The following is a 24,657-nucleotide window of genomic DNA, read 5'->3' on the forward strand; positions in this document are numbered from 1 at the left end:
AATCGTGACTCCTGACAAAACGTGACATCAGTATAAACGCTTAACTGACTCTGACGCACCTTATCAACTTGAGGAAAAGCACCTTAATAAGGTGGTTAACGTTCACCAGCGAATTGCTCTGTGATATACTTTCGCACCTTTAAAATCCGGGATTAGTAGAGGGATAGCGGCTCCATGAGCGACCTTGCGAGAGAAATTACACCGGTTAATATCGAAGAAGAGTTAAAAAATTCTTACCTCGATTACGCCATGTCGGTCATCGTTGGCCGAGCTTTACCCGATGTGCGTGATGGCCTGAAGCCAGTACATCGCCGCGTACTATACGCGATGAGCGAACTGGGTAATGACTGGAACAAACCCTATAAAAAATCTGCCCGCGTCGTCGGTGACGTTATCGGTAAATATCACCCCCATGGTGATTCTGCCGTTTACGACACCATTGTACGTATGGCCCAGCCTTTCTCCCTGCGTTACATGCTGGTGGACGGTCAAGGCAACTTCGGATCCATCGACGGCGACTCCGCTGCGGCGATGCGTTATACCGAAGTGCGCATGTCCAAAATCGCCCACGACCTGTTAGCTGACCTGGAAAAAGAGACCGTTGATTTCGTTCCGAACTACGACGGCACCGAGCAGATCCCTGAAGTTCTGCCCACCAAAATTCCTAACCTGCTGGTAAACGGTTCGTCCGGTATCGCAGTCGGCATGGCAACCAATATCCCACCGCACAACCTGCGTGAAGTGATCAACGGCTGCCTCGCCTATATCGAAGATGAAAACATCAGCATCGAAGGGCTGATGGAGCACATTCCGGGGCCTGACTTCCCGACAGCGGCCATCATTAACGGTCGTCGCGGCATTGAAGAAGCCTATCGCACCGGTCGCGGTAAAGTGTATATCCGTGCCCGTGGTGAAGTGGAAGTGGACGCCAAAACCGGGCGTGAAACCATCATCATTCACGAACTGCCGTATCAGGTGAACAAAGCGCGCCTGATTGAGAAAATCGCCGAGCTGGTGAAAGAAAAACGCGTTGAAGGCATCAGTGCGCTGCGTGATGAGTCTGATAAAGACGGCATGCGTATTGTCATTGAAATCAAGCGTGATGCGGTTGGTGAAGTCGTCCTCAACAACCTCTATTCACTGACTCAGTTGCAAACCTCTTTCGGTATCAACATGGTGGCGCTGCATCAGGGCCAGCCGAAGATTATGGCACTGAAGGAGATTCTGGAAGCCTTCGTTCGCCATCGTCGTGAAGTGGTTACGCGTCGTACTATTTTTGAATTGCGCAAAGCTCGCGATCGTGCGCATATCCTTGAAGGCCTGGCGATTGCGCTGGCTAACATCGATCCGATCATTGAGCTGATCCGCCGTGCGCCCACGCCTGCCGAAGCGAAAGCGGGCCTGATCGCACAATCCTGGGATCTGGGCAACGTGTCTGCCATGCTGGAGCGTGCCGGTGATGATGCTGCCCGCCCAGAGTGGCTGGAAGCGCAGTTTGGTATTCGTGAGGGTAAATATTACCTGACTGAACAGCAGGCTCAGGCCATTCTGGACTTACGTTTACAGAAACTGACCGGGCTTGAGCATGAAAAGCTGCTGGATGAATACAAACAGCTGCTGGATCAAATTGCGGAGTTGCTCCACATCCTGGGAAGTTCTGAGCGCCTGATGGAAGTCATTCGCGAAGAGCTGGAACTGATGCGCGATCAGTTCGGCGATGAGCGCCGCACGGAAATCACTGCGAACAGCGCAGACATCAACATCGAGGACCTGATCAATCAGGAAGATGTGGTCGTCACGCTGTCGCATCAGGGCTATGTAAAATATCAGCCGCTGAGTGATTACGAAGCGCAGCGTCGCGGTGGCAAAGGCAAGTCTGCCGCCCGCATTAAAGAAGAAGATTTTATCGATCGTCTGTTGGTGGCAAACACCCACGATACGATTCTGTGCTTCTCCAGCCGTGGCCGACTCTACTGGATGAAGGTTTACCAGCTGCCGGAAGCCAGCCGTGGGGCACGTGGACGTCCAATCGTCAACCTGTTGCCGCTTGAAGCGAATGAACGTATCACGGCGATTCTGCCTGTGCGCGAATACACCGAAGGCTTCAATATCTTTATGGCAACCGCGAGCGGCACGGTGAAGAAAACCGGTCTGCAGGAGTTTAGCCGTCCACGCAGCGCCGGTATCATCGCCATTAACCTGCGCGATGATGACGAGCTGATTGGCGTAGCGCTGACCAACGGTAACGACGAGGCGATGCTGTTCTCGGCCGCCGGTAAAGTGGTTCGCTTCGCCGAATCTGCCGTGCGTGCCATGGGCCGTACGGCATCGGGCGTACGCGGTATCAAGCTGGCGCAAAACGATCGTGTGGTTTCCCTGATTGTGCCGCGTGAAGAGGGCGCAATTCTCACCGTGACGCAGAACGGCTACGGTAAGCGTACCGCGAACAGTGAGTATCCAACCAAATCCCGTGCGACGCAGGGCGTGATCTCCATCAAAGTGACCGAGCGTAATGGACCGGTGATTGGTGCAGTGCAGGTGGTCGACAGCGATCAGATCATGATGATCACCGATGCCGGCACCCTGGTGAGAACCCGTGTGTCTGAAGTCAGCATCGTGGGCCGTAATACCCAGGGTGTGATTCTGATTCGTACGGCAGAGGACGAGAACGTGGTCGGACTGCAACGCGTGGCTGAGCCGGTGGAAGAAGAAGAGCTGGACTCTATCGACGGCAGCGTGGCGGAAGGGGATGACGATATCGTACCTGAAGTCGACAATGACGACGATGACGTACCCGCAGCGGACGACGATGAGTAATTAGCGCGTCGTACGTTAAGAGCAACGGCAGGTCAGGGATCACCCGACCTGCCGTTTTTTTTGCGGCAGGTTTGGCAAAGGATGATTTCCTCAGGGGCAAATAGTCCCAAACTGCGCCCGGTGCCCGTCACCGACTGGCTTTTTTGCTGCGATAAAGCTAGTGTATGAGCATTAAAAATCCCACGATGCGACTAACCTTGCCACCTGCGAGTTACCTTTGAAATATCTAGTCTCTTTCCGCACGACGCTTCGCATTTCGCGCTATCTGTTTCGCGCGTTGGCGCTGCTAATCTGGCTACTGGGCGCGGTGCTGACCACCTTCTACATCATTAGCGTACTTCACGATAAAGAGAACAAGGTACGGCAGGAATTTGCTGGCAACTACGGCACAATTGACTGGTACGTTCGCCTCTCAGCGGGCAAGATGCGCGAGCTTAAGTTCATCGCTGAAAACCACCTCACCAGCGCCAGCGGCGGGGGAGAAGCCTCAGATCGGTCAACGGCAGGAAAGACGATTCAACCGCAGTTTACCCCCCTTTTTTCCAGTGATGACTGCACCGCCATGAGCGCGACCTGGCGCAACTCACTGGACTCACTCAGTAACTATATCAATTACTGGAGGAGTCATTTCGCCTCATCTTATGAGCTCAACCGGGTGTTCCTCATTGGTGGCGATAACAAGTGTCTGGCGGATTTTGCTATTGGTAACAACGTTAACCGCGATAACAGCCTCAAGCTGTTGCAGGAAAACCTTCAGCGCTACCGCAACAGTTCGGAAGAGGAGCGTCGCAACCCGGTCTACTGGGTAAACAGCAGCGCCCAGCCAGGCGTAGGAAACTTCTCTGTTATCATGCCGATCTACGTGGCGGATAAACTTCAGGCCCTGCTGGGCGTCGAGCAAAATATCCAGCTTGATGCGTTTATTCAGCCCGGTAGCCTGCCCGTCACGGCAACGATTACGGATGAAAATTACGCTCCGCTCCTGACCTCGCGCCGGGGCGGTTTGGGCTTTTCATTAAATGAATTGCCTGATGATAAAACCTGGTTTGGCTATCTTGACGGTTACCGTCAGTTGGTGCTGAAAAAACCGTTGCCACCGTCGAATCTTAACGTGGTGTGGTCGGTCTCTACCGATGTGCTGGTCGATCAGCTCAAACTGATGATGATCAATGCCCTGTTGCTGAATATCCTGAGCGCCATCCTGCTGTTTACGCTTGCCTGGCTGTTTGAGAGACGCATGTTTTTGCCAGCGGAAGAAAACGCACACCGGCTGGAAGAGCACGAGCAGTTCAACCGTAAAATTGTCGCTTCAGCGCCGGTAGGGATCTGCATTTTACGCACCAGCGATGGTACCAATATTCTCAGTAACGAGTTGGCACACAACTATCTGACGCTGCTGACGCAGGAAGACCGTAAGCGATTAAATGAGATCATCGGCGGGCAGCAGGTTAACTTTGTTGATGTCCTCACGGGCAGTAATACTAACCTGCAAATCAGCTTTGTGCATTCCCGCTACCGCAATGAAAATGTGGCGATCTGTGTGCTGGTGGATGTTTCCGCCCGCGTGCGCATGGAGCAATCCTTACAGGAAATGGCCCACGCGGCAGAGCAGGCCAGCCAGTCGAAATCCATGTTCCTGGCAACGGTCAGTCACGAACTTCGTACGCCGTTGTATGGCATCATTGGTAACCTGGATCTGCTGCAGACGCGGCAGCTGCCGAGCGGCATAGACTCGCTGGTGACCGCGATGAATAACTCTTCCAGCCTGCTGTTGAAGATCATCAGCGATATTCTCGACTTCTCCAAAATTGAATCGGAACAGTTGAAAATAGAGCCGCGACCTTTCTCGCCGCGCGAAGTGATCACCCATATTGTCGGAAACTATCTCTCCCTGGTGGTGAAGAAGCGCCTGACGCTTTACTGCTATATCGAGCACGATGTTCCGCAGGCACTTGATGGTGATCCTCTGCGACTGCAGCAGGTGATTTCTAACCTTCTGAATAACGCCATTAAATTCACCCATACGGGCTGTATTATTCTGCATGCCTATGTCACACAAGGCTATCTGGCGTTCCGCACGCGTGATACCGGTGTGGGTATTCCGGCTAAAGAGTTGACCCGACTGTTTGATCCCTTTTTCCAGGTGGGCAACGGCGTACAGCGTAATTTCCAGGGGACCGGATTGGGGCTGGCGATCTGTGAAAAACTGATCAACATGATGGACGGTGACATTGAGGTTGAATCTGAGCCGGGAATGGGAAGCCAGTTTATTGTCCGTATTCCGATCTACAACGGTAAACAGCCTTCCATTCCGCTGCTGGACGGCTTACAGGATAAGAAAATCTGGCTGGCGATGCGCAATGAATATCTGGCGCAGTACCTTGAACGGCTGCTAAAGCAGCATGGTATCCAGGTTGCTGAATATCAGGCCCAGCCGGGCAGTGATGATGTGGTGCTGACAGATTACGTGCCCGACATCCACGCGCCAGTGCGGGCGGTTATCACTTTTGACGGTTCGCACGTGGACATGCCCCGTGAGCCTCAGACGGGACGCTGGATCCACAGCACGGCAACCCTGCATGAGTTACCCACGCTGCTGGCGCGCATTTACCGGATTACGGTTGACGCGGAGGTGAATGATGGCCTGGCGCTCGACGGTCCGGTGGAAGAAAAAATTCATAATGACGACATTATGGTACTGATCGTTGACGATCATCCTATCAACCGTATGCTGCTGTCAGAACAGCTTGGCACCCTGGGTTATCAGGTTAAGACCGCCCAGGACGGCGTCGATGCGTTAAACGTTCTCAGTCGTAATAACATCGATATCGTGCTTACCGATGTCAACATGCCGAATATGGATGGCTATCGCCTGACGCAGCGACTGCGCCAGCTGGGGCACGTGTTTCCGGTAGTCGGCGTCACCGCCAACGCGCTGGCAGAAGAAAAACAGCGCTGCATGGATGCAGGGATGGACAACTGTTTGTCGAAGCCGGTGACCTTAGACGTGTTGAAAACAACGCTGGGCATTTATGCAGAGCGGGTACGGAAAACGCGGGTAGGGTAGCAGGGAAAAGAGGCGGTGCGAAACGCACCGCCTGAGGACTTAATCTTTATCGATTTGTGTCGCACTGACGGACGACAGGTAGTTGAGCAGGGCGATATCATTATCCACGCCCAGCTTCATCATGGCCGATTTTTTCTGGCTACTGATGGTCTTAATACTGCGGTTCAGCTTCTTGGCAATTTCGGTCACCAGGAAACCTTCAGCAAAGAGGCGTAATACTTCGCTCTCTTTAGGTGACAGACGTTTATCGCCATAGCCGCCCGCGCTGATTTTCTCCAGCAGTTTGGCGACGCTTTCCGGCGTATATTTCTTGCCTTTCTGCAGTGCCGCCAGCGCTTTTGGCAAATCGGTTGGCGCCCCCTGTTTCAGGACAATGCCTTCAATATCCAGATCCAGCACCGAGCTCAGAATGGCTGGGTTATTGTTCATTGTCAGAACAATGATGGACAGATCGGGATAGTGACGTTTGATATATTTAATCAGCGTAATACCGTCGCCGTATTTTTCCCCTGGCATAGAGAGGTCGGTGATCAGGACGTTCGCATCAAGTTTGGACAGGTTGTTGATTAGCGCCGTTGAATCTTCAAATTCACCTACAACGTTAACCCACTCAATTTGTTCCAGAGACTTTCGGATACCGAAAAGAACAATTGGGTGATCATCGGCAATAATTACATTCAAGTTATTCATCTTATTGGTTACCTTGCTGCAGCAGTTGATTGACATAAGCGTCAATATTACTGGTGGTATTTTTAATGTTTGAATCGTCACATACTTTGATGTGGTGTTCTAACGCTTCACAAAGCTGTTTGCCCGGTGTCAAATTGAGCATAGCAAACACGCCCTTAAGGCGATGAGCTGTCTGAGCAAGCGAGGCATAATCTGATATCGCTGACTCAGTATACAATCTCTTTACATCATCCGGTACTGTCTCAGTAAACAGCTGGAAATAGCCTCCACTTAACAGTGCCGTGCCGGCGTCATCTTCAGTGTCATCCTCCATCACATCGTGGGACAATTGCTTCTCAATCAGTGCCAGCAAGGCATCAAGTAATGCATTGCTGAGATTGAAATTGACGCGATACTGTTGGTCGTTTAAAGCATGATGGCCAGGTTCATCCTCCGCCAGCAATAAAGCCCAGCCGCTGAGTTTGCTGGGATCGTCAGTAATCTGTACATCGTGATCCTGGCCTGAGATACGTTCATCCGGCGTCAGGCAGCGTGCGCCCCAGTTCTCCAGATGGCGACAGACGATCTTGTGCACGTCTTCAACGGCAATCTCAACCAGGGCGGTAATCCCTTCGAGAATCTTCTCTTGATCGTCTTCGTGCTTCTCTTCAAGCGTAAGCGGAAGCTGAATGTTATATCGGGTGCCAATGTCCGCCTTAGCAACGATTTCCAGGCTGCCGCCCATTTGCTTGCACAGCTGTTTGCACAGGAAAAAGGCCATGCCCGAAGCCTGACCATAACGATCCTGGCTGGTATCGCCCAGGAACGGAAAATCGACATTGGCCAGTTCATCGATCGTGAGCCCAGCTCCCGTATCCACCAGCTCGATATAGAGGCGGTCAGGGTGCTGTTCGGCGGTTTTTACCTCAAGGGTAATCTTGCCCCAGCGCGTGGTGATCAGGGCATAGTGCATTAGCGTCGTCAGCACTTTGCGCAGGGCACGGCGATCGCCAAAGCGTACTTCATCGTTCGGCTGATGATTATTCACCACCAACGATAACCCTTTACGACGCAGCAGTGGCAGGCTTTCCAGCGCGATTTCGTCCAGAAGTTCCTGCAGATTAAACACACTGGCGTCAGGCGACCAGTCGTGCGCTTCAAGGCGATTCAGCAGCACAATATCGTCGACCAGACGTGCCAGTGACTGGCTCTCATCCAGAATATCCAGCACGCTTTCGTCATTCTCTCGCTGGCTCAGGTGCACCAGCTGCGAGACAATTTTTTCCAGCGGCTGATTTAACGCGTGACCAAGATGATGCAGCAGTTGCTGACGCATCTGGTGGTTGCGATCTAACACCTGTTGCGCTTTTTGCAGTTTCTTGTTCACCAGCAGCTCGCGATCCTGATCGCGCATCATGAACAGTTGGGTGTGCGGAGACAGCACGCTTCGTGCGTGACGAATCTCATACACTTCATTGTTGATGGTGGCTTGCAGTACGCCCTGATGCTGGTCGGACATATTGATGATTTTCTGCAGATTCAGGTGAGGCAAAAGATGCTCAGCGATTTTATTGCTCAACAGCGTGCGGTTACTGGCAAAATCATAGACCAGCAGGCCAACGGGCAAACTGGCCACAATCTCCTGATTGAGCACCCGGAGCGAATCCAGCTCGGCGCTTTGATTCTCACTGGGTCGTAGAGACTGCTGACGTAGCAACAACATGCCGCTAAGCGAGAGTAAAAACAGCACCAGGTTAATCAGCAGCGGCCACATCAAATTATGTGCGCTGTCGAGCAACAGGCGTAAGAGTGGCACACGGTAAACCAGCTGTAGCGATGTACTGGGTAGTGCAGCGGCGATTTCAATATCGTGATTGACCAGGGCTACCTGTGTGGTTTCAACATCGTCCTGGTTGCTGCTGGCGTTGTTATTCAGCGTGGCATCCTGACGCAGCTGGAAATTCTCCACCGGCATATTCAGGGGAATTAAGTCGTTGATGGGCAGATCAAATGCCACCACAGTCGCCAGATGACCGGGCTGATTAAACGTGGTGCGCAACGTAAAATAGTGGTCGTTCTGAAAGGCAAGATGGCGAAGGGGAGAAAAGCTTTCACGCTCATCCAGCGCATTGGCCTGCTGCAGCATTTCAGCACGTCGTGCCTCAACCAGAGAACTGATGGCATTCTCTTTGTAACGCGTCGTCATGTCTTTCAGCGGCAGGGTGGAGATCATGATCAGGCTGTTGTCCTGACCATTTAAAAAGTACATGGACCAGGTCGGCGTTTCTGCACCCCATAAGGTGTCCAGATAGCTGGACATTCGCATCGACATATCCAGCGTGCTGCTGTCATGGGACCCGAAAATCAGCGCTTCGGTTTTGCGGCGCGTTTTTTCCAGATAGTAGACATCCGGACGCAGGCGCGTCTCTTGCAGATTACTGGCAGGAGGCGTACCGGCAGCACTGGTCGACAGGTTTTCATAAATCTGCCAGGTAACGAAACGGTAGGCATCAATACGTTTCTGAATATCTCGCGCCATATCCGCCATGGCGTAACGTTTGTCGGTCAACCAGGCATTGACGGAGTTTTGCACCATAAAGCCTAGCGCCAGTAACAGCACCAGATTAAATACGATAAAAAAGCGAGTGACATTGCCGGATGTCAGCGGAAACTTATACAACATAGCGTCTCAGATACCTGATTTATCGCGCAACGTTGCGCGCACTGACAGCCACAGCCAACAATAACAGTGCTATGAGTAAAAACGCACCGCTAAGGCTAATCCATTGAGAAATGAACCCGATCAACGCCGGACCAGAAAGAATACCTGCATATCCCAACGTTGTCATGGCGGAAATCGCCAGGTTAGCCGGCATATCATGCTGGTTACCTGCCGCATTGAACAACATCGGCACGGTATTCGATAATCCAAAGCCGACCAGTAAGAACGCCAGCAATGAAGCTTCGGGCCATGGGAGGAGCACCGCTAATGCCATTCCTGATGCCGCCGCCAGCGCGCCCACCAACATGACAGGATAACGGCCGAAGCGATGAATAATTTTATCCCCGCTAAAACGCCCAACTGTCATGGCAACGGAAAACAGCGCGTAGCCGAGCCCGGCATGCGCGGTCGTCATCACAGGGTTTTGCAACAGCAGGAGTGCGCCCCAGTCGAGCACGGCGCCCTCTGCTAAAAACAGAATAAAACACAGCATGCCCAGAAAGGCGACGCGTCCACGTGGGATGACCAGCCACGGCTGATCGGGCTGGTGCAAACGCTGATTCATAAAGGTGGGCATTCGCCACAGCAACAGCACCATCATCACGGCCATCACGATCAGCACGGAAAGCAGTGGCGTCAATCCCAGGCTCAACAGCAGGCTGACCGCCCCGGCACCCAGAATACCGCCCAGGCTAAAAAAAGCATGAAAGCCTGACATCATCGGCTTGCCAGCCGCTTTTTCCACTTCAACGGCCTGATAATTCATGGCGACGTCCAGCATGCCGAGTCCGGCACCAAACAGCATCAACGCGGCGGCCATGAAAAGATGCGTTTGCACTGTGGCGAGCAGCGGCATCATACATAACACCAGTAGCGTTGAAAATATCATCACTGTACGGCAGCCAAAGCGCGCCACCAACGTGCCGGTTACCGGCATCGCGAGCAATGAACCGATACCCAGACACAGCAACAGGGCCCCCAGGGAAGCACCATCTAAATGCAAGCGATCGCGTGCATAGGGCACCAGTGGCGCCCAGGCTGACATTCCCAGGCCATTGATCAAAAAAATGATGCGTGTGCCCCCGCTCAGGCGGCGGTCAGAGGGAGTTGATTTTGCGGCATCCAATGCTGTCATGGCCCTAATTCATCAGTAGCAAAGCAGAAAAGTGTAGCATTAATTGGCTGCAAAACGCTGTGAGAACACAGGTTTAACAGGTTTTCCGGACTGCTTTTATCAGCCCTGTCAGCGGCCAGTGTACCGACTTTTACCGCGACAAATTTCTTTTCCAGAACTTTCCTGGCATAACCCGCGGGTAAACCCTGCACCGGCCCTCTTTCAGGAACGATCTGCATCACAGTTTAGTGATGTGAATTGCTTAGCTGAACTTCAGTATCGGGCAGGAACCCAGAAAACAAAAAAATAGAGACATTTCCGGCACTTTTGCAATTTACTGGAAATATTTAGCAATATTTTGACATGCAATAACATGCATTCCACCTTTTTCCTCCCTGATAAATCACAAAAATTGCTAATGTTATTTTTATTAATTCATAAATAAAACTGCATCTTATGATTGATTTTTAAACGCAGACAGTTAACTATTGATTGCACGATGTTGCCATTTGTGAGCATCGATTAATACAAATGTTAAAAAAACAAAGTCACTACTTGCGGAGTTGCCTTTTGCTTCGCCTGTTTGCTTAAACCGCCTCCGCCAGGCTGAAACGTTTTCCGATACACAGCATGAAAAAACGTCAATGAAAAATCATAACTTATTTTTATGGTTTTCATTTCAGCTAATTAGATATTCTGGTGGAGCAAGGTCAAGATGGCAGAACTCACTCAAAGTCGCGTCGATATCATTTCCCGTGCAAATGGTACGCTTACGTCTCAGGTCGACGGCGGCTTAACGCAAACGATCACTCTTAATGAACCGAGCGTAGTACGCATTAATGGTACGCGTGAGGCTGTCGTACAATACCAACGTCAGGGCGACGATCTCATCGTCCAGATGCGTGACGGAAGCTCCGTCCGCTATAAAAAATTCTTCCTCGACGATGCCGCAGGCGACCACAGTGAACTGGTCTTTGATGATGGCGTGAACCCACCAGAGCATGCACTCTTTCCCACGACGGCAGGCGCAACAGATTTAGCGACAACATCCGTGACGCCCGGATTTGAGTCACTGGATAACGTGGAGCCGCTCCTGCTGGCTGATAACAGCAATATTTCTACCGGCCTTATGACGGCGAGTGGTGTTGGCCTGTTGGGACTGGGGGGGTTAGCACTGGGCACCAGTCGCGGCGGAGGCGGAGGCGGTGACACACCGGCAGCACCGGGAACGCCTGGAACGCCAGCAACACCGACCCTGACCGTTAATCCCTTTGCCGGTGACAACGTTCTGGATAACAGCGAGAAGGCCAGCGATCAGCTGGTCTCCGGCACCACCAGCAACGTGGAGGCGGGCCAGACCGTCACCGTGACGCTGGGCGGCCAGACCTATACCACGACCGTCGGGGCCGACGGCAGCTGGAGCCTGAGCGTACCTTCGGCGGCGCTGACCGCGCTGGCCGCGGGCACCACCACGCTCAACGTGACCGTGAGCAACGCGGCGGGAACGGCGGCCAGTGCTGAGCAGGTGATTACGGTTGACGCGCCCGTTACCACGCCGGGCGCACCGACCCTGACCCTTGATCCCTTTGCCGGTGACAACGTCCTGGACAACAGCGAGAAGGCCAGCGATCAGCTGGTCTCCGGCACCACCAGCAACGTGGAGGCGGGCCAGACCGTCACCGTGACGCTGGGCGGCCAGACCTACACCACCACAGTTGGGCCGGACGGCAGCTGGAGCCTGAGCGTGCCTTCGGCGGCGCTGACCGCGCTGGCCGCGGGCACCACCACGCTCAACGTGACCGTGAGCAACGCGGCGGGAACGGCGGCCAGTGCTGAGCAGGTGATTACGGTTGACGCGCCCGTTACCACGCCGGGCGCACCGACTCTGACCCTTGATCCCTTTGCCGGTGACAACGTCCTGGACAACAGCGAGAAGGCCAGCGATCAGCTGGTATCAGGCACCACCAGTAACGTGGAGGCGGGCCAGACCGTCACCGTGACGCTGGGCGGCCAGACCTATACCACCACAGTTGGGCCGGACGGCAGCTGGAGCCTGAGCGTGCCTTCGGCGGCGCTGACCGCGCTGGCCGCGGGCACCACCACGCTCAACGTGACCGTGAGCAACGCGGCGGGAACGGCGGCCAGTGCTGAGCAGGTGATTACGGTTGACGCACCGGTTACCCCTCCAGGCCCACCGACGATAACGGTGAATGACTTTGCCGGTGACAACGTCCTGGACAACAGCGAGAAGGCCAGCGATCAGCTGGTGTCCGGTACCACCAGCAACGTGGAGGCGGGCCAGACCGTCACTGTGACGCTGGGCGGCCAGACCTATACCACCACAGTTGGGCCGGACGGCAGCTGGAGCCTGAGCGTGCCGTCGGTAGCGCTTGCTGGGTTAGCGGCGGGTGCGGCCACCATCGACGCAAGTGTGACGAACACCGCAGGTAATAATGCGACAGACAGTCAGCCGTTTACCGTCGAAGCGCCAGCAGGTGCAGCAGGTACACTGGTTATCACGCAGCCGCTGGGGGGCGACGGTTTTATTAACGCTCAGGAAGCAGCTCAAGGATTGACCGTAAAAGGATCGGTCGCAGGGGTGGCCCAGGGGCAGCAGGTCGTTGTGAACTTTAATGGTGTCGATTACACCGGCACCGTGGATGCCAATGGACTCTGGTCCGTCATCATTCCGTCCGGTGCCTTTAGTGGCGTCAGTGATGGGGTGAAACAAATCACCATCAGCACCGTGGATGCCAATGGTAATCTGCTGTCCAACACCGCCGATATGACCCTGCAGGCCACTACGCTGCCTGCCATCTCGCTTGATAGCGGCTCGCTGAGTGACGGTATTCTCAATAATACCGAAAGCAGCAGCGATCAGGTATTAAGCGGCAATACCGGTGTCACCGGGGCTGGCCAGCAGGTACAGGTTCAGCTCGGCGGTAAAATCTATGACCTGCCAGTAAATAATGACGGAAGCTGGAGTGTGACCGTACCTGCGGCCGATCTGGCTGCACTGCCACAGGGCAATAATCCGCTTGTGGTAAGCGCGATCGATCAGGCCGGGAATGTGGTGACACAGACCAGCACGGTCAATGTCGATACGCAACCGCCTTCATTAGGTGTGGATCCCGTGGGCGGTGACAATACGCTCAGCGTAAGCGATCTGACACAGCCGCTGATATTGAGCGGTACCGGGCAGAATGGCGATCAGGTCACGATGTCACTTAACGGCAGATTCTACCGCACGCTGGTCAGCACCAATGGACGCTGGTCATTGCGTATCGATCAGTCCGATTTGGCCGCGTTACCCTCGGGTAGAAATCCTTTTACCGTCACCATTACCAACGCCAATGGCAGTCAGACGACGTTCACCAGCGAACTGAACGTCGCAACGGCACCAGAAGTGCAGCCAACATTGAGTGTGAACAGCGGCACCTTTGCGGGTGATGGCGTGCTGGATGGTTCAGAACAAAAACTGCCACAAACGCTCACCGGTACCTCAACAAACGTAGAGGCCGGACAGCAAGTTAGCGTCACCATTAACGGTATAACCTATACCGGTACGGTAGAAGCAAGCGGTAACTGGAGCATCGTTATACCACCCGTAGCATTGGCAACGCTGGCTGAGGGCAGTCAGGCTCTGACCGTCACCGTGGTGAATGCCGCAGGTAATACCACCAGCACCGAACTGACCTTCCAGGTTGACGCAACAGGAAGCAGCGTTGCCCTGGCTCCGGCAGGAAACAACAATTATCTTAATGCCGATGACGTGGCCAGTGAGGTCGTGCTTAGCGGTAGCACCAGCAATATCCCGGCAGGCAGCATTGTTAACGTCACCGTTAACGGTAACAACTACACCGGTACGGTAGGCGCGGATGGCACCTGGACGGTGACGCTGCCGGCGGGCAGCCTCGTTGGCTTACCCAACGGCGCGCTTCCTGTTACCACCACCATTACCGATGCGGACGGCAATACGCTGGCAACCAGCACCTCGAATATCAACGTTGTGGCGACCGATGTACCGGTTGCGACACCGGGCGATGCGTTTGTCGATGGCGTACTGAACGGCAGTGAAGCGGCAGCGGGCGGTGCTATCACCGGCAACAGTGGCGTAACCGGGGAAGGCCAGCGCGTGGTGGTTACGCTCAATGGCGTCAACTACACCGGTATTGTCGATAACACCGGTAACTGGCAGGTGAACATTCCTTCAGCGGTGCTCTCAACACTGCCACAGGGATCGGTGCCTTATACGGTTACCCTTACCGACATTGCCGGCAACACCAGTAATGCCGCCGGCAGCGTGACGGTCGATACTTTACCGCCAGCCCTGACGGTAGCAACACCGTCTGGCGATGGTGTTCTTAATGCAGTTGAACTTCAGCAGCCCCTGGTCCTGAGCGGTAACAGCGAAGGTAATGCCGTTATCGTAGTCAACATTAACGGAACCACCGTCAGCACCACCGCCAATCCAGACGGTAGCTGGACGCTGGAAGTACCGGCTGCGGCACTAAACGGTCTGACCAACGGCAGCTATCCCCTGACCATCACTGCTACCGACACCGCGGGCAATATCACAACGGACACCAGCAGCCTGACGGTGAAAGCCGATGCGGCTTCATTACCCACGCTGACCCTTAACCCGTTTGCCGGTGACAATCTGGTTGACGGCGCTGAACGTCAGGTCAATCAGGAACTGTCGGGCACCACCACCAACGTGGAGGCGGGGCAGGTTGTGACGCTGACCGTGGGCAGTGACGTGTTTAGCGGTACCGTTCTGGCGGACGGATCGTGGCGCCTCACTGTTCCTGCTTCCGTTCTGTCGGCGCTGGCCGATGGTAGCGCCACCTATACGGTTGCCGTCAGCGATGCCGCAGGCAATACCACCTCGACGGATCTTGCGTTGACGGTCAACAGTAATGCTTCCGGTGTGGCGCTTGATACGATAAGCGGAGATAACTTCCTGAATGCCAACGAGGCGGGGGAACCGTTGATCATTACGGGAACCACCGTCAATGTGGCACCGGACAGCACTGTCACGCTGCAGTTTAATAATGTCACTTACACCGCCGTGGTCTCTGCTGGCGGTACATGGAGCGTGATCGTCCCACCATCCGCTCTGGCAGCCCTGACGGATGGCCCTGCGGCCTTAACCGTAACGACGACGGATACAACGGGCGCGGCGCTGAGCAGTTCAGCCACGCTCAATGTCGCGATTAACAATGTTCCCAACCCTGTGGTGATCACGGCCTTCGGCGACGGGATCCTGAATGCCACGGATATTTCCAGCGTACAGCAGCTTAGCGGAACGACCGGCGTAAGCGGTGTGGGCCAGACCGTGAGCGTTTCCTTGGGCGGCAATGTTTATACCGGTACGGTAGACGGAAATGGTAACTGGCGTGTGAGTCTTCCTGCCAATGCCTTAGCCGCACTGAACGAAGGCAGCACGGACTATACCGTCACGGTCACGGATGCGGCAGGGAACAGCCGCGAGGTAAGCGGTAACGTTAATGTTGACCTCACGCCACCGACCCTGACGCTTGATCCCGTCGCCGGGGACAATATCGTAGACGCCGCAGAAAGCACGGCGCCGATCGTCCTGAGCGGCAGCAGCGATGCGGGCGAGGGGCAGGTTGTGACCATCACCCTGAATAACCAGGTATGGAACACCACGGTAGATGCTGACGGCAACTGGAGCTTTGCGCTGCCAGCGGGCGCCCTGGCAGACGTCGCAGCGGGCAGTTATACCCTGACGGTGAGCGTCAGCGATCCTGCGGGTAACCTTTCAACTGAAACCCGTGATATTACCGTGGCGACCGGTACATTAGCGATAAGCATTGATACGCCTTTTGCCGACAGCTACCTGGGTCAGATTGAGGCAGCCAGTGAACAAACGCTGACGGGCACGACAGGGCTGACCGGCGCAGGCCAGATTGTGACCGTCACGCTAGGCGGTAATGACTATGCAGCCACGGTGGATGCTCAGGGCAACTGGACGGTCACGCTGAGTAGTACCATCCTGCAGGCCTTGCCCGAAGGCACAAATACGCTTGTCGTCACCGTTAGCGATGCGACAGGCAGCAGCGGCAGCCTGAGCAGCGCAATCACCGTTGACTTTACCCCACCGGAACTCAGCCTGAATCCTGTAACCGGTGATAATCAGATTAACTCACTGGAAATTCTGCAAAATATTTCCGTTTCGGGTACAGCATCGCTGGCCGATGCAGGGCAAACGGTGACGGTGACGCTTCAGGGCGAAACCTATCAAACCCTTGTCTTGATTGACGGTACCTGGGTTCTTGAGATACCCGCCAGCGTCATGCAGGGCTTGCCGGATGGCCCTTACTCACTGGACGTCACGCTGACCGATGCCGCAGGCAACCAGACCACGCTCACCCAGACCCTGACGCGCGTCGCAGACAGCGCGTCGCTTCCGGTACTGACCCTCGATGCCATCAGCGGGGATAATTACCTTAACCAGGGCGAAGCGGCTGCGGACTTAACCATCAGCGGCGGCAGTACGAATTTGACCGCTGGTCAGGTGATCACCGTTTCGCTCAACGGGCAAAGCTACACTGGAGAAGTGCAGGCAGATGGCCGCTGGACGGTGACCATTCCACAGGCTGACGTCAGTGCCTTACCGGACGGTCCTCAGAGCGTGGTGGTGAGTGCCACCGACAGCGCAGGCAACCCGACCAGCAGCGATGCGACCCTTAATGTTATTGCCAGTGGCGCGGCGCTGCCGACCCTGAGTGTGGATGTGGTCGCCAGTGATGACATTATCAACGCCATTGAAGCCGGAGCGGATCTGGATGTCAGCGGCAGCAGTACGCAACTGGCTGAGGGAACGGTAGTGACCGTCACGCTGAACAACGTCGGCTACACCGGCACCGTTGACGCGGCGGGTAACTGGACGGTCTCCGTGCCGTCTTCGGCTCTGAGTGGTCTGCCTTCCGGCTCGCAACAGACCTTTGTCGTCACGGCAAATGACGTGGCAGGTAATACCGCCCTGACTAACCACAATGTCGCGATTGACACGACATTACCGGTATTGAGTGATATCAGCCTGAGTGCAGGCACATCGCTTAATCTGGCCGAGTCGCTGCAGGATCTGACCGTGAATGGCAACAGCGATCCGGGCGCGCAGATCACCGTCGTCCTGAACCAAATCACCTACACCACCAGTGCAGATGAGAATGGTGTCTGGTCACTGGCAATCCCCGCCGCGGATTTGCAGCAGCTCAATGACGGGCTCCAGACGCTGACGATTACCGCAACGGACGCCAGCGGCAATGTCACTACCAACACCAGCACCACGCTGGATGTGGCCTTCCGCACACTGCCGGAGCTGACGCTGGATACGCCATTTGGTGATGGCATTGTCAGTCAGGCCGATGCTGCCGGTGAACTCACCCTGAGCGGCAGTGCGACTAATCTGCCAGAGGGTAGCCCGATCACGGTGACGATCGGCGATCAGCCGTTTAATACGACCGTTGGTGCCAACGGTGCATGGACCTTAACGCTGGCACCGGGCGCGCTCGATGCCTTACCCGATGGCCTGACCCAGGTGGTGGTGACGGCCAACGATGCGGCAGGCAACCCGGCTGAAGTCAGCGCAGGCGTTGAGATTCTGGTGACCGTACCGGCCGATCCGACCATAGCTGCCACGTTGTTTGGCGATAATGTGATTAATACCACTGAAGCCGCCTCCATGCAGCTGATCACCGGCACCACGCCGTTTGGCGATGGACAAACCGTCAGCGTCAGCGTAGACGGCACGCCGCTAACCGTCTCTGTCGATGCGAACGGTAACTGGAGCGCCAGCCTGCCGCCCGATGTGATTGCCGGTCTGGCAGACGGAACGCACACGATCAGCGTGATCACCACTGACCGGGCCGGTAATACTTCTGTTGCCGTTACGCAAGACTTTACGACGGCCACGGCACCTATCCCCGAACCGACGCTGAACACGCCATTTGGTGATGGCCGTATCAACGCGATAGAGGCGCAGGCAGATGGCACCCTGAGCGGCAATCTGAATATTGATAATGCCGCCTCCGTTACGGTAACCGTCAACGGTACGGCCTATGCCGCCACGCTCAACGGTGATGGCACCTGGTCCCTGGCTCTGCCATCGGCATTACTGCAGACGCTGCCAGACGGTAACTGGCCCGTTGCGGTAACCATGACGGACACCAACGGCAATACGGCCACGATAAACAGCAACATTGTGGTAGCAATACAAACCCTGCCGGATGTCAGCCTGACTCTGCCGTTCGGTGACGGAGCACTGAATGCGGCTGAAGCGGCACAAGACCAGACGCTGACCGGCTCGACAGGTATCAGCGGCGAGGGCCAGACAGTAACGGTGACCATCAGCGGCTTTAATAACGATTTGCCACTGAATGCAACCGTTCTGCCGGACGGAAGCTGGTCACTGGTTCTGACGCCGGCGCAGATGGCGCAGATCCCCAACGGCAGTCATGTTATCACCGTCAACGCCACGGATATTGCCGGCAACACTGACAGCACCACGCTCAATGTGGTCACCGCCGTCACCGTTCCCGTGCCCACTTTTACTGACCTGCAGTTTGGTGGTGATAACGTGCTGAACATCAGCGAGGCCGCTGCTGGCGTAACGCTGACCGGGACGACCGGTAGCCTCGGAGCAAACCAGGCGGCAAGCATCAGCGTGGATCTGGATGGAATACGCTATCCGGGTACCGTTGATGCGAATGGTAACTGGAGCGTCACGATCCCACCTAATGCGTTGAATACCATCGGAAGTGGCCCGCACAGCGTGACGGTGAATGTGGTGGATGCAACGGGTAATCCGGCTACGGCACAGTTTGACTTTATTGCCGATCTGACACCGCCAGCCCCGAGCGTGGATCCGCTGCCACGCAACGGCTATGTCAACGCCACTGACGTCGAGAACGGTATCACGCTGACGGGCAATACCGGTGAAACCGGCGCCGGGCAACAGGTTGTGGTGACTATCGGCACCACCGATTTCACTGCCCAGATAGCGGCAGATGGAAGCTGGACATTGCCGTTGAGTAACGCGCAACTGAGCGCCTTAACCGATGGCACCTATTCGTTAGCCATCACCGTCACAGATCCTGCCGGTAACAGTACGACGCTCAACGAATCCCTGGTAATCGACACAACCGCGCCAACGATCACCGGCGTGACGTTTGCAGGTGATGATGGTCTGAATTATGCCGAGAGTATTCAGCCTCAGGTGTTAAGCGGCATCGCTAACGGTGCGGAGACCGGGTCACAGTTAACCGTTTCCTATAACGGCACGCTGTTAGGTACGGCGGTTGTCGGTGCCAACGGCGCCTGGAGTCTGACCCTGACGCCAGAACAAATGAGCACCTTCGTCGCACCGGATACCACGTTAACGCTTGCCGTCAGCGACCTGGCGGGCAATCCGGTCACGCAGGATCTGACGGTGCCGGTTGATCTTACACCCCCACCAGGACCGCTGGTCACGCTGGGCACCGTATCGGGTGATAACATCATCAGCACGGTCGATCAGCAGGCAGGTGACGTCGTGGTGAGTGGAACGTCACAAAATCTCGGTGCCACCGGTGTCGTTACCGTCGTGATCAACGGCGTGGACTACAGCACGACAATTGATGCTAACGGCAACTGGACGACGGCAACCTTACCGGTCAGTGATTTTGGCAGCACTGATGGCCCGGTCACGATTACCGTCAATGCCACCGACGGAACGGATACCGTGACCACCAGCGGCACCGTTCAGATCGATCTGACGGCACCGGTACTGACGATTAACAGCTTCACGGGTGACGATGTGGTTAACGCCAGTGAAAGTTCAACGCGTCAGACCATTAGCGGTACGGCGGACACCAGCGAAACGGGACGTACGGTAACGGTTACCCTGAATGGCAAAACCTACACGGGGATCGTGCAGGGCGACGGCACCTGGTCTACCAGCGTGCCAGCCAGTGATATGCAGGCGTTGGCCAACGGTGAAACGACCATTAATGCGCAATTGACCGATGCCGCCGGCAACGTGGGCAGTGCCAGCCGCACCATTAACGTCGATACCGCAGCACCACTGATTGAGATTGACGCCTTCCTCGGTGATAACCTGATTAACGCCGCCGATATTGCTGTCGGGCAGGTATTAACGGGCCGGACAACCGGTGCGGAAGAGGGACAAACCATTTCCCTGTACGTGGGCGATGGCGCCCCTGTCGCCACCGGGATCATTGGCGCTAACGGCGTCTGGAGCATTGACCTCACGCCGCAGGTGCTGTCCAGCCTCAACGACGGTGCGCTGGTCTTTGGCGTGCGCGTCAACGATCAGGCTGGCAACCAGACGGATGCCACGATTACCGTGAACAAAGTGGTCAATGCCGCCTTGACGTTGGTAGTGGATTCTGTCTTTGGTGACGGCACGCTGAGCGCGATCGACACCACGATTGCCCAGACCATTACCGGTACGGCGACCTCTGCAGGCGTAGGCGCAACCGTCGCGGTCACGATCGGCGGCACGACCCTGACCAGCGCCGTGGGCCAGGACGGGAAGTGGGCGATTGTTGTTCCCCCGAGTGTTCTCGGCCTGCTGAGCGACGGTGAACTGGCCCTGAACGTGACGTTAACCGATGCAGCAGGCAACAGCCGCAGCGTGGGTGAAACGGTCAATGCCATCGTGAATGCCGTACCTGTCGTGGATAACCTGACCGGTCTGTTTGGCGGCGATAATCTGCTGAATATTGCCGAGGCCGCGGTTGATCAACAGATTGGCGGGATTATCGAGAACGCGGCAGTGGGCTCACGCGTGACCGTTATACTGGGGACGAAGACGTATAACACCACGGTGCAAGCCGGGGGTAACTGGAGCGTGACGCTGCCGTCCGGCGATCTCTCTTCCTTACTTAATGGCAATCTGACGCTGGGCGTGACTGTCACCGATGCCGTCGGTAACGTAGCCAGCAATAGCGCAACCATTGGTATCTTCACACAAACGCCGACCATCAGCCTGACGTCACTGTTTGGTGATGGCGTGCTTAACCTGGTTGATATTGCCACCAGCCAGACCATCAGCGGCGTGGTGAATAACGTTGCTGCCGGTTCGGTGGTCACGCTGAACGTGGGGAACAGCCAGGTCACGGCAACGGTCGGCAGCAACGGCACGTTCACCGCCACGGTTGCGCCGGATATTTTGAGTACTCTGACGCAGGGAAATCTCACGATTGGCGCCATGGTCACCGATCAGGCCGGTAACACCGCCTCTACCAGCGCCGGTATTCGCGTCGATACCATCGCGCCTACCCTCACGATCAGTCCGCTGTTTGGCGATGGCCTGTTAAATGCCGCGGATGCGTTACTGGGCCAGACGATTGGCGGCGTGGTGAACGGTGCAGAGGCCGGTTCCCGTGTCGTAGTGACGATTGGCGGCCAGCAAATCGTGACGGCAACGGACGCCAGCGGGAACTTTGCTGTGTCACTGACGCCAAGGCTGCTCCAGGGTCTGACGGACGGTACGCTGACGGTCGGCGTCAGCGTCACGGATGCGGCAGGGAATACGACCAGTAGCACGGCGTCGGCCACGGTAGGGATTAATACCTTACCTAAAGTCACGCTCAACCCACTGTTTGGTGACGGCATTTTGAATATTGCCGAGTCGCTGGTCACCCAGACCATCAGCGGTACCGCCACCGGCGTAGCCGCAGGCAGTACCGTCAGGCTGGCGATTGGTAATACCACGGCAACGGCGATCGTTAACAACGACGGCACCTTCTCGGCCACGGTATCCCCCGCCATTCTGGCTACGCTGCTCGGCGGTAACTTTACCGTGAGTGCTTCGGTTACCGACGCCGTAGGTAACACCACCTCCACCAGCGGCGGTGTGCAGCTGGGGCTGACTCAACCCACCCTGACGGTCAATACCGTGTTTGGTGACGGTATCCTCAGCGCTGCGGACCTGGCCTCTAACCAGACCATCAGCGGGACATCGAATCTGGCTGCCGGGGCGACGGTCAGTGCTACGCTCAACGGCATTACCTATTCAACGAAAGTGATCAGCGGTGGCAACTGGACAATCAGCGTGCCAAAAGGTGATTTAACCGGTATCAGCGATGGCCTTAAAGCGGTTGCGGTGACTGCCACAGATGTGAATGGCAACACCGTGACAGGCAGCGGCAGCCTGACCGTCATCAGTAATACCCCACCCGCCGTAACCATTACTTCGCTGTTTGGTGATAACGCATTAAGCGTGGCTGATGTGAAAACCACCCAGACGATTAGCGGTACGGCGACCAATGCGGAAGGGTCGCTGGTGCAGGTGACGATTGGCGGCCAGACCTTTACTACCACGGTCAGCAGCAACGGCAACTGGAGCCTTCCGGTTTCGGCCTCTAATCTCGCGGCGATCGCGGATGGACTCTATACCGTCACGGCAAGCGTGACGAATGGCGTGGGCAACAGCGGTAATGCCTCGGCTTCGCTGGGCGTTGCCAGCCGGACCACGCCAACGGCGGGCATCAACAGCTACTTTGGTGGGGATGGTTATCTGAATATTGCCGAGGCGAATGTTGCAGAAACCATTAGCGGTACGAGCAGTAACGCGATTGGGGGACGGGTTTCCGTCAACGTGGCGGGCAACATTTTCACCACGACGATTGGCAGTAACGGTGCCTGGAGTATCAGTGTGCCGTCAGCCACCCTGAAAGGCATTGCGGATGGCAGCCATTCTGTAGCCGTTACCATCACCGACGTGGGCGGTAACAGCACCACAGCCTCCAGCAGCTTCACGGCGCTGTCGCACAATCAGCCGCTTCTGGGCGTCGATCCTGTGCTGAGTGTGGTGTCATCGCTGATCAACGGGCTGACGGTGCAGGGGGGCTCTCTGAATGCGGCTCAGGGGTCAAAAGTCAGCGTTACGCTGCTGCTGGCTAACGGCAGCAATGGGCCGACGATTAACACCACCACGGATGCGCTCGGACGCTACGCGGCTAACTTCAGCCCCGCGCTGTTATCGGTTGGGGGACTGCTGCTGTCGCTCAATACGCTGGCGAAGGTCACGATTACGGATGTGGCGGGCAACAGCTACACCACGACCAATACGCTATTGTTAGGCGCTGTGTTGCCGGTTACCACGGCGTCAACGACCGAGTCCGTTGCGCTGTTCTCACTGGTGGACGACAGTGCAACCGCGGCGGGCCATGATACGCAGCACAACACGCAGTCCACCGAAGAGGCAACGCCGACGGTGCACGTGGCTTCAACGCTGACCACCGAAGCCGATGTGGCCGCGCCGGTCAATGCGTCGGAGGACAATACCGGCGTCGCGGCGGCGGCAGTCGCTGAAACGGCAGCCGTAACAGACACGCCTGTTGACGAAAGTTACAGCATCGGCGGGGTGGTCATTACGCTGGCAGATGGCAGCATCGTGGAAGGCGCATCGGTAAATGGGAGTAGTGGTGCCGATACGGTTGTGGTCAGCGATCTGAACTTCAGCCATATCGATGGCGGTGCAGGAACCGATACGCTGGTGCTGAACGGCGATCATCTGACGTTGGATCTGACCGATCTTGGTCTGAAAGTGGAAAACATTGAAGTGCTCGATCTCGGCCAGAGCGGCACGAACGCTGTGAAGCTGGATCTCAACGAGGCGCTGAATATCACTGACCAACAAAGCGATGACCTGGTGATTAAAGGGGCCGACGGTAGCCTTGTCACGCTGGTCAATGGCCAGGGGGGCACGTGGGAAATCAGTGGCGAACGCATGGTGAATGGTCAGTCCTACGAGGTCTACCATAACTCGGCGCTCACCAATGACAACACGTTGGGCGATGTTCTGATTCAACACAATCTGCAGGTACACATCGTTTAACATACGATATTCACGTTAAGCACTTACCCACAGCAGCGGTTGCGCAAGCTTCCGCTGCTTTTTTTCTGCAACGTGGCTTTCAACATTCCGCCACTCTTCCTGGCAACATGTCAGCATGGGGTAAGCACGCCGTGAGGGCATCCGGCCACTAACGGATAGATGAAACAGGCCGTTTTATCTTGACTTCGGGTAACGCTGTACCGACCCAGAGTAACGGGCAGATTAACGCCGGTTCGACAGGAAGCGTAATCGTCGCCTTTTGATGCCGCCTTGCCTGACAACCGCTTCATTAATCACAATCACGAGACCTTCCAGGACCTGAGAGTGCAGCGTTCCGACTGACGGCCGCTCGTGACTCAATGGTAAGCAATATGACTTTTTTAAAATCGATGTCG

General features: G+C 55.8%; 6 protein-coding genes. 3 read left to right on the top strand and 3 right to left on the bottom strand.

Translation table 11 applies throughout. From position 1 onward, the window contains the following. Positions 1 to 174: 174 nt before the first annotated feature. Both gyrA and rcsC read left to right on the top strand, forming a co-directional pair. Positions 175 to 2,817 (top strand): DNA topoisomerase (ATP-hydrolyzing) subunit A, encoded by a 2,643-nt coding sequence (gyrA, locus tag AAIE03_RS04085; protein ID WP_019105996.1) that lies wholly within the window; start codon positions 175 to 177, stop codon positions 2,815 to 2,817. A gap of 217 nt (positions 2,818 to 3,034) precedes the next feature. Continuing rightward, on the top strand, positions 3,035 to 5,884 hold the full coding sequence (rcsC, locus tag AAIE03_RS04090) for a two-component system sensor histidine kinase RcsC (RefSeq protein ID WP_013026490.1): 2,850 nt from the start codon (positions 3,035 to 3,037) through the stop codon (positions 5,882 to 5,884). Between the two features lie 39 nt (positions 5,885 to 5,923). On the opposite strand, the gene rcsB is transcribed toward rcsC, so the two are convergent. The 3 genes from rcsB to AAIE03_RS04105 are packed head-to-tail and all read right to left on the bottom strand — an operon-like array spanning position 5,924 to position 10,410. Further along, the gene (gene rcsB / locus AAIE03_RS04095; protein WP_014605387.1) at positions 5,924 to 6,574 is read right to left on the bottom strand and encodes a response regulator transcription factor RcsB; all 651 of its coding nucleotides are present in this window, start codon (positions 6,572 to 6,574) and stop codon (positions 5,924 to 5,926) included. A 1-nt stretch (position 6,575) separates the two neighbouring features. Next, complete coding sequence (gene rcsD / locus AAIE03_RS04100) at positions 6,576 to 9,236, bottom strand: phosphotransferase RcsD (protein WP_014605388.1); 2,661 nt, start codon at positions 9,234 to 9,236, stop codon at positions 6,576 to 6,578. Between the two features lie 19 nt (positions 9,237 to 9,255). Next, entirely contained in the window at positions 9,256 to 10,410 is a 1,155-nt protein-coding gene (locus AAIE03_RS04105; RefSeq protein WP_112900136.1) for an MFS transporter, read from the bottom strand. 694 nt (positions 10,411 to 11,104) lie between these two features. Between AAIE03_RS04105 and AAIE03_RS04110 the strand changes: the two genes are divergently transcribed. After that, complete coding sequence (locus AAIE03_RS04110) at positions 11,105 to 24,262, top strand: Ig-like domain-containing protein (RefSeq protein ID WP_498562805.1); 13,158 nt, start codon at positions 11,105 to 11,107, stop codon at positions 24,260 to 24,262. Positions 24,263 to 24,657 lie beyond the last annotated feature (395 nt).

It is taken from the genome of Pantoea sp. Ae19-2 (genome assembly GCF_059801205.1).

Bases quoted from the DNA above. Each gene is read 5' to 3' on its own strand.
- gyrA (WP_019105996.1), top strand. From the start codon at position 175: ATGAGCGACCTTGCGAGAGAAATTACACCGGTTAATATCGAAGAAGAG.
- rcsB (WP_014605387.1), bottom strand. From the start codon at position 6,574: ATGAATAACTTGAATGTAATTATTGCCGATGATCACCCAATTGTTCTT.
- rcsD (WP_014605388.1), bottom strand. From the start codon at position 9,236: ATGTTGTATAAGTTTCCGCTGACATCCGGCAATGTCACTCGCTTTTTT.
- AAIE03_RS04105 (WP_112900136.1), bottom strand. From the start codon at position 10,410: ATGACAGCATTGGATGCCGCAAAATCAACTCCCTCTGACCGCCGCCTG.
- AAIE03_RS04110 (WP_498562805.1), top strand. From the start codon at position 11,105: ATGGCAGAACTCACTCAAAGTCGCGTCGATATCATTTCCCGTGCAAAT.